Origin of the sequence: Corallococcus terminator, from assembly GCF_003611635.1 — a bacterium.
GTDB classification, from domain to species: Bacteria; Myxococcota; Myxococcia; order Myxococcales; family Myxococcaceae; genus Corallococcus; species Corallococcus terminator.
In genome coordinates this window covers 17031-28744 of sequence record NZ_RAVZ01000100.1, presented here as the reverse complement: position 1 = coordinate 28744, position 11714 = coordinate 17031, and the positions used below count along the sequence as shown (strand labels likewise).

9 protein-coding genes are annotated in these 11714 nt (G+C 71.2%); 5 read left to right on the top strand and 4 right to left on the bottom strand.

All coding sequences use genetic code 11. The annotated features are described in order from the left end of the window. Positions 1–127 precede the first annotated feature (127 nt). Positions 128–325, top strand: a complete 198-nt coding sequence (locus tag D7V88_RS45495; protein ID WP_244238183.1) for a hypothetical protein — start codon at positions 128–130, stop codon at positions 323–325. Between the two features lie 16 nt (positions 326–341). On the opposite strand, the gene D7V88_RS16345 is transcribed toward D7V88_RS45495, so the two are convergent. Beyond that, entirely contained in the window at positions 342–4265 is a 3924-nt protein-coding gene (locus D7V88_RS16345) for a serine/threonine-protein kinase (RefSeq protein ID WP_244238182.1), read from the bottom strand. Between the two features lie 394 nt (positions 4266–4659). Beyond that, the gene (locus tag D7V88_RS16340) at positions 4660–5010 is read right to left on the bottom strand and encodes a BP74-related protein (protein WP_120541571.1); all 351 of its coding nucleotides are present in this window, start codon (positions 5008–5010) and stop codon (positions 4660–4662) included. Between the two features lie 209 nt (positions 5011–5219). On the opposite strand from D7V88_RS16340, the gene D7V88_RS16335 reads away from it, so the two are divergent. Next, the gene (locus tag D7V88_RS16335) at positions 5220–6941 is read left to right on the top strand and encodes a hypothetical protein (protein ID WP_147448757.1); all 1722 of its coding nucleotides are present in this window, start codon (positions 5220–5222) and stop codon (positions 6939–6941) included. Between the two features lie 27 nt (positions 6942–6968). Beyond that, positions 6969–7721, top strand: coding sequence for a hypothetical protein (locus D7V88_RS16330; RefSeq protein WP_120541568.1), 753 nt, complete (start codon positions 6969–6971; stop codon positions 7719–7721). A gap of 24 nt (positions 7722–7745) precedes the next feature. Here the strand turns inward: D7V88_RS16330 and D7V88_RS16325 are convergent, their stop codons facing one another. Further along, positions 7746–9278 (bottom strand): trypsin-like peptidase domain-containing protein, encoded by a 1533-nt coding sequence (locus tag D7V88_RS16325; RefSeq protein ID WP_120541567.1) that lies wholly within the window; start codon positions 9276–9278, stop codon positions 7746–7748. Between the two features lie 442 nt (positions 9279–9720). Between D7V88_RS16325 and D7V88_RS16320 the strand changes: the two genes are divergently transcribed. Continuing rightward, positions 9721–10182 (top strand): response regulator, encoded by a 462-nt coding sequence (locus D7V88_RS16320; RefSeq protein ID WP_120541566.1) that lies wholly within the window; start codon positions 9721–9723, stop codon positions 10180–10182. Between the two features lie 75 nt (positions 10183–10257). Then, positions 10258–11052, top strand: a complete 795-nt coding sequence (locus tag D7V88_RS16315; protein ID WP_244238181.1) for a glutaminyl-peptide cyclotransferase — start codon at positions 10258–10260, stop codon at positions 11050–11052. Between the two features lie 9 nt (positions 11053–11061). Here the strand turns inward: D7V88_RS16315 and D7V88_RS16310 are convergent, their stop codons facing one another. Further along, the gene (locus D7V88_RS16310) at positions 11062–11598 is read right to left on the bottom strand and encodes a metal-dependent hydrolase (RefSeq protein ID WP_120533975.1); all 537 of its coding nucleotides are present in this window, start codon (positions 11596–11598) and stop codon (positions 11062–11064) included. Positions 11599–11714 lie beyond the last annotated feature (116 nt).

Here is an 11714-nt window from a genome sequence, read left to right as displayed (position 1 = left end):
CCGGAGCGGGTGTCACGCGCGGCTACCTGGGCCGGCCGGACCTCACCGCGGAGCGCTTCGTTCCGGATCCGTTCAGCACGGAGCCCGGAGCGCGGCTGTACCGCACGGGCGACAAGGCCCGGTGGCGATGGGCATCGGGTTCATCACGCCCGCCTTCTTCGCGGTGACGCTGTGCCTGGGCGCGGGGATGGCGGCGCTCGCGCGGCGGTGGTCGCCGAAGCACACCGATGCGCAGGTGCCCGCGCTGGGCTCCGGGGCGCTGGTGGGTGAGTCGTTGATGGGGCTCATCATCGCCGCCACGACGGCGCTTCAGAAATCGGTGTAGCACCGGGCCCGGCTGCTCACGCAGCCGGCGTCAGGTCCCGCACGCGCTCCAGTGAGCGGCGGATGCGGTCTTCCATCAGGTTCGGCAACTGCGCGGCCCGCGCCATGGCTTCCCCGAGCGCGAGCATCGCCTCCGCGAAGTCGCCCCGGCGCCAGGCGGCGAGGCCCATCATCTCCAGGACTTCGAGCGGTTCCTGCTCCACGGACACCTGCGAGGAGCGCTCGCGCAGCGCGTGCCATTCCTCCGCTGTCGCGTCGCGGGCAGCCAGCTCCACCATGGAGAAGAGCACTTCCTCCGACGGGCTCAGGTTCACGCCGTGCCGGCTGTTCGCCATCGTCTGCCGCACCTGCGCGAGCAGCTCCCGGGCCCGGTCGTGCCGGCCCGTCCAGGCCATGGCGCGCGCCTGGAGCAGCAGCGCCCACGGACGGTGCGCCACCTCCGGATGCCGGCGCTCCAGCACGATGGCGCGGGCGATGTGCGGCGCCGCGGCCTCCACGTCGCCGGCCTGGTAGTACAGCTCGCCCATGTTGTGCTCGGCGAAGTACTCCCAGCCCACCACGCCCAGCTCGCGCCCCAGTTGCATGAAGCGCTCCTGGTCCTTCAGGGCGTGCGTCAAATCCCTGCGCGCCACCCACAGGTTGCGGCGGTTGTTGATGGCCGAGCCCAGGTGGAAGCGGTCTCCGCGCTCCGTGCACGCGCTGATGACCTCGTCCATCACGCGCTCGGCGCCGTCGATGTCGCCCAGGTTCGGGAGGATGACCGCCATCAGCAGCAGCGCCACCACCAACGTCTCGTAGCCAGCGTCGCCCAGCTTCCTGGCTCTCTCAGCAGCGGCCTCCAGCGGCATGAGCGCGTCCAGCCATTCGCCCTTGCGGAACTGCGCGCGGCCCAGCGCCAGCAGCAGCCGCGACTGCACGTAGGGCGACGTCACCGTCTCCGACAGGTGCTGCGCCTCCTGGGCCCGCTCCTCGCTGCGCGCGTAGTCGTTCACCCAGTCGAGCGCCATCGCCTCGTCGAGCAGCAACTCCACCACCGCGCGGGCATCCCCCACGCCCCGGGCGCGCTCGCGCGCGATGGCGAAGTCCGTGAGCGAGTCCTCGTACCGGCCAATGCGGTAGCGCATCAGGCCCCGGCCCCGGAGCGCGGTGAGGCAGCGCAGCTCGTCCTCGGGATCGAGCAGCTCCAGGGCGCGCGTGTACATGGCCTCCGCGTCGAGGAAGGCGTGACGGCCGCGCGCGGACTCCGCGAGGTCGATGGTCAGCGCCGCCGCTTCATCGCGCAGGCCGGCCGCCGCCGCGTGCAGCGCGAGCCGAGCCAGCCGCTGGCGCTCCTGCGAACCCGCCGGGCTCAGGTAGTGGCGGTAGGCGGCGTGGTGGATGCGCGCCTTCTCCTCGGCGGGCAACCCCGCGACCACCGCCTCGCGCACCAACTCGTTGCGGAAGCTCAGGCCCTCCAGCCGGTGCTCCACCAGCAGCCCCGAATCCAGGAGCCGCCGCGTCGCATGGCCCATGTCCAGCGGGAACTGCGACGCGGCCCCGTCGCGCTCCAGCTCGCGCACCACGCCGTCCGCGGCGGTGGCGGTGAAGGCCGCGCCCAGCAGCGCGCACAGGCGGGCATGCGCGGCCAGCGCCGGAGGCAGGGCGCCCAGCTCGCGGTCCGCCAGCCACTCCACCAGCCGCAGCTCGGGGACGCGGTCCAACTCGTCGGTGACGAGGTACCAGTTGCCGCCCGGGGAGCGCTGGCGCACGAGGCCCTGGCGCTTGAGGCCGCGCACCAGCTCCACCAGGAACAGGGGCACACGCTGCGCGCGCTCGACGATGCGCTCCACCGCCTGCGCGGGCACGTTCTCCACCGGCTTGAGCAGCGTGCGGCACAGCGCCTGCGCATCCGCCGACGTGAGGCCGGCCAGGGGCAGCTCCAGTTGACGCGCGGCGCGGGCGCCCCAGGACGGGCGGCTCTGTTCGAAGCCCGGACGCACCAGCACGCAGACCCACAGGGGCACGCGCGTCTCCGCGAGCGCCGCGTACTCCAGCGCGTCCAGCGCCGTCTCCTCCGCGAAGTGCGCGTCGTCCACGATGAGGCACAGGGGCCGCTCGCGGGCGCTTGCCGCCAGCAGCTCACCCGTGGCGCGCAGGGCCAGCGAGCGCAGCGCGCCCGGGGCCGCGGCCCAGCTATGCAGCTCCGGCCCGCCGGGCGCGTACCACCCGAGCGTCGCGGCCACGCCGGGCCACAGCTCCATGCCCAGCCGGGAGCCCAGCCGGTCCAGGATGGCGGTGCGGCCATCCTCCTGCGTGTCCGTGTCGTCGCGGTCGAAGCCGTGCAGCGCGACGCGCAGGAGCGTGCGCAGCGTGCCTTCCGGGTCGCCCTGCACGGGCTCGCGGGCGCGCATGGAGTAGACGCGGGCGTGGGGCAGCGTGGCCCGCAGGCGCAGGGCCAGCGTCGCGGCCAGGTGGCTCTTGCCGTGACCCCGGTCGCCCCTCACGGTGACGACGGTGGGCGCCGCTTCGGACACCGCGCCCCGGGCGCTGTCCAGCAGGTTCTCCAGCTCCGCGTCGCGGCCCAGCAGCACCGCGCTGCCCAACTGCAACACGGTGACATCCGGCCGGGGCGCGGCGCCGGAGGGCGCGGGACGCATCAGCCCCGAACGCCCCGGCACCGGCAGGCACGGCACCTCTGGCACGGCCTCCGCCGCGGCGTGCGACAGCAGCAGGCCGCGCGTCTCCGGCCCGGTGGGGTAGCGCTCCTCGCGCGCGAAGATGGCGCTCAGGTAGCGGGGCGCGCCGTCCAACCGGCGCTGCACGGTGACGGTGGCCACGTCCACGTGGGCGGCCGGCGCGAGTCCCCGCTCGGCCAGGCCTTCGGCGGCGCGCAGGGCACGGCGCACCGGGTTCTCTCCCACGTCCGGATCGAAGACCGCCGCGAAGCGCGCGCCGTCGGTGAAGGCCATGTGGCCTCCGTAGGCGGTCAGCGCCTTCTGCACCGCGACCGGGTTCGCGCGCGAGGCGAGGAACAGCACCGCCACGGAGCGGCGCGTCTGGGCGGGGCGCACCTCCGGCAGCACGGTGAGGGTGACCCGGGGCGCGGGCTGCACCGCGGACTGGCCCGCGTGGTCCAGGGCCGCCCGCAGCGCCTGGGACACGGCGGCCGCGTCGCGGGGACGGCGCACGGGCTCCTTGGCCAGACACCGCAGCACGACCTCCTCCACCGGAGGCGCCACCGGGGCGTACTCCGACGGCGGCGGCGGGCGCAGCGACAGGTGCGCCTGGAGCACCTCCGGCAGCGCTCCGAAGAAGGGCGGCCGGCCGGTGATGAGCTCGTAGAGGATGACGCCCAGCGCGTACACGTCCGTGCGTGCGTCCAGGGCCGCGTGGCCGGCGCACTGCTCGGGCGCCATGTATTCGGCGGTGCCGGCGAAGGAGGAGGTCTCCTCGGGCGTGCCGTCCTCGGCGGACGCGTCAGGGGCCGGGCGCTGCACGAGCCCGAAGTCGAAGACGCGGGCCTGGCGATGGATGTCGTCCAGGAACACGTGCTCGGGCTTGAGGTCACAGTGCACGAGCCCGTGCGCGTGCACGGTGGCCACCGCGTCCAGGAGCGCGCTGGCCCGGGGCCAGAACTCCTGCGGCGACAGCGGCCCGGACACCTGCGCGAGCCAGTCCGCCAGCGTGGGCAGGGGCACGAACTCCATCGCGAGGAAGCGCTGTCCGCCCGGAAGCGTGCCCGTCTCATAAAGCGCGGGCACGGTGGGCGGCCCGATGACGCGCAGGGCCTCTGCCTCGCGGGCGAGCTGTGCCTCCGCGAGCATCACGCCGGGACGGGCCAGCTTCAACGCGATGCGTTCACCTTCGCTGCCGTCGGGGGCGCGCTTGTGCGCGGCCAGCAGGACGCCGAAGCCTCCGCGCGCGATGACCTTCTCGCACCGGTAGCCCGGAACGTCGGGCACGAGCAGCGAGACATCGGACGGCGGGACGGTGATGGGCGAAGCGCCAGGAGGGCACGGCGCGTGAGAGCCCTCCCAACGCCGCCCGCATGTGAGGCAGCGCGGCACGAACGCCACTCTATGCCAGGGCCCCGACGTTTTCCGAACCCCTGGGGTGGGGCAGGCAGCGCCCGCGTGAGGCATCCGTCAGAAGTCCCTCCATGCCCGGAGGGCGTCCAGGCTCGGCATCACCGCGAAACGCGCGACACCTGACATCCCGAACCGACGGAAGGGCAGCGGGTCGGGCCTGCACCCGCTGCGTCATTTCGCACCGCATCGCGCCGTGGGAACGGGACTCCGTGCAATCCCTGCTCAAGAGGATGCACGCGCCCGGCCGTCATGGCTCGGGGTGAATGGCCTACTTCACTTCGCGGCTCAGCTTCGAGTCCCACGGGCACCAGTGGCTGCCCGGAAGGAAGGCGCCGCCCGCTTCGTCGAGGTGGTCCTCGACGTACATCATGTTGGCGTCACAGACCTCGATGGCCATGGTGAAGAACGCGATGGTCGAGGGATCGAGGTGGAAGGAGAACTTCGGATTGTAGGGCTGGGTCCGCTTGATGATCCGGCCGTGCACGTGGATCTCCATCGTCTCTTCTCCAGAGAGGATCCGGCGTGCGTGGGCGATCCTGGACTCGTCGGTCAGCTCGATGATGAACTCGACGCCGGGGGAGCTGGGCTGGGTGAAGGCGAAACGAACAGGGTTGGACATGGGGAACTCCTCCAAACGGGTGTTCGCCCTCTCTAAAGATCCCTCTCCGTGCCAGCAACCAGATTTATTTGTCTAATGTGCAGTCCAGGAAAACCCTGGTGGGTCATCCCGACTGCTCGGCCCTCGGGCGCGGTGCGATGATCGCCACGCTCTCCTCTGCCTTGAATGTCAGGAGTCCCTGCTAGCCCTGTCCAAGCGGAGGAACACGCATGGGCGGGCTTCAAGCAGCGTACGGAGGCAGAAGGTCCGGGCTGACGTGCCAGCGGGTGATGTTCCTCGCGGGGCTCATGGGATGGGGTCTGGTCCAGGCCGGTGAGCTGCCGGTGGGGCTGCACGGATACTCGCGCTATCAGAGCGCTTCGCCGCCACGGCTTGCGCAGCACGCTGACAGCGGCACCGTGGGCGGTGTGGTGCTGGGCCGCTATCTGGCGTTCATCCAGGAGCAGCGGGCCGCGCTGAAGAAGCCCTCCGTGAAGGAGGCGGAGCGGCAGGTGGGCCACGCCGCGCACAACGACCTGCTCATCTGGGCCATCGCGCGAACCGAGGAGCAACTGGCGGAGGACGCGCCGCTGGAGGTGTACCTGCGGATGAAGGTCTCGCATGCGGAGCAGCGGCGTGCGGAGACGGTGCGCTCGAAGCAGGTGGAGGCGAAGCTGGACGAGTACCATCGCTGGGCGGATGCGCGTGGCCGGGCGCTGGCGGAGGTGCACTTCCGCAAGCTGGGTCAGGACGGTCTGCTCACCGAAAGCGCGCTGTACGAAGCGACGCAGCGGGCGCTGGTGGAGGCGGTGCTCGACTGGGCCTACGCGCACACGCTGGATCCGGACTTCGTGCGCAAGAGTCCCAGCGAGGTGGCGCTCTACCTGCTGGCGCGCGACAGCCTGCTGGCCTCGGCGGTGGAGGCGGGCCGTCTGGCGCCCCCGACGTGGGAGCCGAGCCCCGAGCTTCCGGGTATTCCTCCCGAGGAGCTGGTGCTGGAGATCGCGGTGGGCCTGTTGCCCATCGCCGGAGAAGTGGCGGATGTGAAGGGCGTGGTGCTCGGGGAGAGCCTCCTGGGCTACCCGCTGACGGGCGCAGAGCGGTTGCTGTGCGCGGTGAGTGTGGCGCTGCCGGTGGTGTCGGGGCGCCTGTTGTCGGAAGGCGCGCAGGGCGTGGAGCGGGTGGCGTTGTTGACGGGCCGGAGCCTGCGCGAGGTGCAGGTGTTGCAACGGGTGGTACAGCACCTGTCGCCTCAGGATGCGCAGGAGATCCGCCGGGTGCTGCGAGCCGCGGCGCGCGGTGATGCGGTGTCCGCGGAGGATGTGGCGAAGCTGCAATCCGTGGCGAAGCGACTGGAGTCCCCGCTGGCGGAGGCGGGCCGTGTGCTGGCCCAGGGCAAGCGCGTGGCCCTGGTGGGCTCGCGCGTGACGGCGGAGGGTGCTCGGTTGGTGCCAGGCAGCGCGGAGCACCTGGCGCAGGCGTGGGTGGACTACCAGTTCCGCCATCCGACGAAGTATCCCCGCATCCAGTACGCGGTGGATCCGGAGTGGGAGCGGCTCTACCAGACGGTCATCAAGAACAAGGGCGCGGGCAGTGAGTTCGAGCAGGCCGTACTCAAGGCCAAGGGGCAGCAGAAGAACACGGCGTTGATGCTGCCGCCTCCGGGGAGCAAGGCCCAGGGCTTCGTCCCGGACGCGGTGAAGGGCAATCCAAAGGAACTCGTGTGGGGACAGCCCTACCACTTCGTGGAGGCCAAGGGCCGCGCGGAGATGGCGCTCACGGGCAACTTGGAGGCCATGCTCAAATACGTCCGAACCTACGGTGGCCACATCGAGGTGTACTTCCGCTCCGCGAAGCATCCAGCGGGGCAGACGAAGCTGACCTTTCCCCTCGAACAATTCTTGAGGCGGCTCGAAGAGGATGGCAAAGCCCTGTCTGATGCCTATCCGTGAGGCTCGTCTGTGCCGTTGAAATACCTGATGACCAAGATCAGCCTGCCACCCGTCGTTCCCTCGGAGGCTGCGGTCCGCGCGTTCCTCAAGAGCGCGTTCGAGGAGTACCAGTGGTTCGTGCCTGCTCGCTCTCTCGATGAGCAGATCGATCCTCTGCGGATCGACTACGACACATTGGTCGCTGGCTTCCTTGGAGTCCGCAGCCTCATGGTATTGGCGAAGACGGACCGTGACTTCTTCCTGTTCTCCGCCAGGAAGTCGGACGGTCCTCCTCATGTGGGAAGTCTCACCTGGGATGCCGCGCTTTCCCGCGCGAAGAACGCGAAGTGGCGTGATGCCCACGCCCAACAGGTCACGGCGCTGATGAAGCTGTTCAACTCACCGCTGGCCATCTCCGCGACCGCCGAGGACGAACGCCGGAAGTGCACCCAGTTCATCCCCTCACCGGCAGGGTTCGGGCAACGCTGGACGTGGACCGTCCGTGACCCCAGCGAAGGACTCGCCGGGGTCTTCTGGCGCAACTTCTACGGTCCACCGCTCCTTGAGATGTTCGGAGACCGGCTGAACGCGGTCCCCGAATCCCAGCGGCGCACGGTCGCGGACGGCATCGTGCTCGTGGAGCCCTATGCCTTGCCCACCGACGCGATGACACCCGCCGCGGAGGCCGCGGAGCAACAGCTCCGCGAAGTCCTCGGGCCGGAATGCTTCTACGACCAGGTGGCACGCACGATGCCCCGCCGCGTGCCCGACCTGCCCCACCCGGGCGCGCTCTCCTCCTGAGCCCGCCCGGAGGCAACGCGCGGCCTACCGCGCCGGCACTTCAATCGCACGCAGCAGCGCCCCGTCCTGTCCCGGCACCCGCGCACGCAAGAGCAGCGCGGCCCCAGGTTCCGCGGACGTCAGCGCCTGGGCGGCTTCCGCGACGCCGGACACCTTCTGATCGCCCACCTGCGTGAGCACCATGCCGGGCGCGAGCCCCGCGCGCTCCGCAGCGCTGCCGGACTCCACCGCGACGACCTGCGCGCCGCCGCTGCCGTCCTGCGCCTCCGACAGCCGCAGGCCCATGCGCTTCGACAGCGGCGCGGGCGTCGCATCCCGGGGCGTCATCTCCTCCTCGCCCCGCTGCGTCGGACGGGTGCCAAGCTTCACGGGCACCGCCATCGCCTTTCCGCCGCGCACCAGGTTCACCTGCACCTCGCTGCCCGGCTTGAGCAGCGCCACCGCGCGCGTCAGCGACCCGGCGGAGTCCACCGCGCGCTCGCCCACCGACGTGATGACGTCCTCCTCGCGCAGGCCCGCCTTCGCGCCGGGGCCTCCCGCGCTGACGCCCGCCACCACCGCGCCCTTCGCGGCCTCCACGCGCAGCGCGCGCGCAAGCTCCGGCGTGAGGTCCTGCACCGCCAGCCCCACCCAGCCCCGGCGCACCACGCCGGTCTCCTGGAGCTGCGGCAGGAGCGCCTGGATGAGGTTCGCCGGCACCGCGAAGCCGATGCCCGTCGCGCCGCCGATGATGGCCGTGTTCATGCCCACCACCTCGCCCTTCATGTTGAAGAGCGGGCCGCCGGAGTTGCCCGGGTTGATGGCCGCGTCCGTCTGGAGGAAGTCGTCATAGGGGCCCGCGTGGATGTCGCGCGCCCGGGCGGAGAGGATGCCCGCGCTCACGCTCGACGCGAGCCCGAACGGGTTGCCAATGGCCATCACCGGGTCGCCCACGCGCAGGCCGTCGGAGTCACCCAGCTTCACGAAGGGCAGGTTTCCCGTCACCCCCTTGAGCTGGATCAACGCCACGTCCGTGAGCGCGTCGCGGCCCAGCACCTCTGCCTCGAACGAGCGCCCGTCCTCCAGCTTCACCCGGACGGCGTCCGCGCCCTCCACCACGTGGTTGTTGGTGAGCACCAGGCCCGAAGGGTCGACGACGAAGCCCGAACCCAGGCCCTGCTTCGACGGCGCTCCGCCGCCTCCACCTCCACCGAAGGGATTCTGTCCGCCCGGCAGGCCGAAGCGTTCCGCGAGTCCCGGGGGCAGGCCCTGCATGCCGCCCATCGCGGGACGGGCGCGCGCCTGCACCTCCACGTTCACCACCGCGCCCTTCACCGTGTCCACCAGCGGCGCCAGCGACATCAGCGCGCCGGGTGTGCCGGGCGTGGCCGCCATCGCGGGTGAATAGACCGCGGGCTCCACCTTCGCGCCCGAGGGCGTGGTGGCCGTCTTCAAGGACAGCGTGGGGCGCTCGGGCGGCGCCGTGTCCGGAGCAGGCTTGCATGCGCCCAGTGCGACCAGGGGCGTGAGCGCGAGCGTGCGGGCAAGGCGGCGGCGGGACGGAAGGGTGCGGACCATCGTGCGTTCTCCTTGGTGGGCGCCGGAAGTCATCTTCCGGGCGGAAGAAAGAGTCGAACCGGATGCGGTGGGCACCCTGGGAAGGAGGCAGCGGTCCCGTTCCACCAGCGACACCGGGAGCCACCAGTGGCCCAGCTGCCTGAAGGGAGCTCTTGGAGGAAGCCCCGCATCCGGTCCGACGCCCGGACCTCATTGCAGCCCGTGGGCCAAGCCCTCCGGAACGCCTCATGAGAGGGGAGCCATGCCCGGAGGCCTCGTGGGAGCGGGGCAAAGTGCCCCAGCCGGGGCATTTCGCCCGGGGGCAGCCTGCCCCACGCCCCAGCGCCGCGCTCAACCCGGGCCCGGGGGCCGCGGACATGGCACGGCGGATGCTCCAGGTCAGGAACGTCCCACCGCCGTGACGCCGTCCGGCGCACCTTCAACCCTCCAGGAGACTCCTCCCATGGTGCACGAGCAGACGGAAGGGGCCGCGCGCGTCGCGGCCTGGGAAGACCCCGCGATGGCGCCAGCGCGGGCCACCCGCATCCTCGTGGCGGATGATCAGTCGGAGATGCGCACCCTCATCCGCAAGATGCTGGTGCGGCGCGGCTATGAGGTGGTGGAGGCGTCGGATGGACCGGACCTGGTGCGCGTCCTCATCGACGGACTGACGGAGGACGAGGCTCGCGCGCCCGACCTCATCATCACCGATGTGCGCATGCCGGGCTTCACCGGCCTGGAGGTGCTCGCCCGCCTGCGCCGCGAGCAGTGGGACACGCCCGTCATCCTCATCACCGCCTTTGGCGACGCGAAGCTGCACAGCGAGGCCCAGCGGCTGGGGGCCGCCTACGTGCTCGACAAGCCGTTCGAACTGGACGAGCTGCGAAACGCGGTGGAGGCGGCGCTCGCGGTGGCGCGGGGCTGAAGCGGTGCCGGGCCTGGCGCGCTAGGCTTGGGCCGCTCGCGAAGCCACACCCTTGCAAGGAAGCCCATGCGCCGCATGTCCTGGTCCCTGTCGTTGTCGCTCCTGTGCCTGGGGTGCGCGCCCGCGCAGCGTCAGGCGCCGGACGCGGGACCTTCGGAGGTCGTGCCCCAGCGGCTGGTGGCGCGCATCGTCCACACGTACCCGCACGACCCGACGGCCTTCACGCAGGGCCTCCAGTTCCACCAGGGCCAGCTCTACGAGAGCACCGGCGAGGACGGCGACCTGCGGCGCATCTCGCTGGAGCAGGCCGCGCCGCTGTGGAAGCAGCCCCTGCCGGACGTGTTCCCGGAAGGGCTGGCCAGCGACGGCGAGCGCCTGTACCAGCTCACGTGGCAGGACGAGACGCTGTTCGTGTGGAACGGCGCGACGCCCCCCGTGCAGGAGAAGCAGGTGGCGTACACGGGCGAGGGCTGGGGCCTGTGCTTCTGGCGGGGCCAGTTGGTGCGCAGCGACGGCACGTCCACGCTGCGCTTCCACGACCCGAAGGACTTCCACGTGAAGTCCCAGGTGGAGGTGACATCGCAGGGCGTGCGACAGGAACGACTCAACGAACTGGAGTGCGCGGAGGACGGCGTCTACGCCAACGTCTGGCACGCCAACCACGTGTTGAAGATCGACTACGCCACGGGCCGCGTGCTGGCGGTCATCGACGCGTCGGAGCTGGTGCGGGTGGTGCGCGGACGGGCGCCCGGCTACGAGGCCGTGCTCAACGGCATCGCGCTGGAGCCGGGCACCGGCCGGCTGTTCTTCACCGGCAAGCGGTGGCCCGACCTCTTCGAGGTGAAGCTGGAGCCCGCCGCCACGCCGTAGCGCTCGGCTTCAGGGTGCCCCGGTGGCTCCCTGCCGGGAGAAGCGCCGCCGCACCGTCCGGGTCACCTCCGCATCCCAGCGGAGGGAGAACAGCTCCACCACGGTCCGCTGGAAGGGCAGGGCACACGCCAGACAGGCCAGCGTCGCGGCCAGCCCGATGAGCGTGTTCTGCCACGACGCCAGGTTCCACTGTCCGGACCAGAACCACTCCCTCAGGCTCTGCGGCCAGAAGTAGTGGATGGGCCAACCGGGGCCACTGCCCGCGAGGTCGCACAGCAGGTGCCCATGGAATGCCGCCACCGACAGCAGCGCCACGGCCGCGCGCCGCCGGGCCAGCGCGGCGCACACCGTCATGGTGACGAGCGCCCCCACGTAGCCGTGGAAGATCACGTGGTGATAGCGCGCGTAGAACTCTTCACCCGCGAGCAATGACAATCCATCCAGGTCCGGCGCCAGCCCCGCGCAGGTGACGAGGATGCGGTCACGCCGCTCGCGCAGGCCCTGTGCCAGCAGCCAGGACAGTTCGGCGTGGACGATGGGATTCATGGAGGTGCGCAAGCGTACGGTGATTCACATCCGGCCGTCATCCTGGCTTCGGAGCCCCATGCCATTGCTGAAGGTTTCTGGCTCCGTGCGTTGAGAGAGGAGGGGGCAATGATTCA

Coding starts and splice junctions, on each gene's coding strand:
- D7V88_RS45495 (WP_244238183.1), top strand. CDS start 128: ATGGGCATCGGGTTCATCACGCCCGCCTTCTTCGCGGTGACGCTGTGC.
- D7V88_RS16340 (WP_120541571.1), bottom strand. CDS start 5,010: ATGTCCAACCCTGTTCGTTTCGCCTTCACCCAGCCCAGCTCCCCCGGC.
- D7V88_RS16335 (WP_147448757.1), top strand. CDS start 5,220: ATGGGCGGGCTTCAAGCAGCGTACGGAGGCAGAAGGTCCGGGCTGACG.
- D7V88_RS16330 (WP_120541568.1), top strand. CDS start 6,969: ATGACCAAGATCAGCCTGCCACCCGTCGTTCCCTCGGAGGCTGCGGTC.
- D7V88_RS16325 (WP_120541567.1), bottom strand. CDS start 9,278: ATGGTCCGCACCCTTCCGTCCCGCCGCCGCCTTGCCCGCACGCTCGCG.
- D7V88_RS16320 (WP_120541566.1), top strand. CDS start 9,721: ATGGTGCACGAGCAGACGGAAGGGGCCGCGCGCGTCGCGGCCTGGGAA.
- D7V88_RS16315 (WP_244238181.1), top strand. CDS start 10,258: ATGTCCTGGTCCCTGTCGTTGTCGCTCCTGTGCCTGGGGTGCGCGCCC.
- D7V88_RS16310 (WP_120533975.1), bottom strand. CDS start 11,598: ATGAATCCCATCGTCCACGCCGAACTGTCCTGGCTGCTGGCACAGGGC.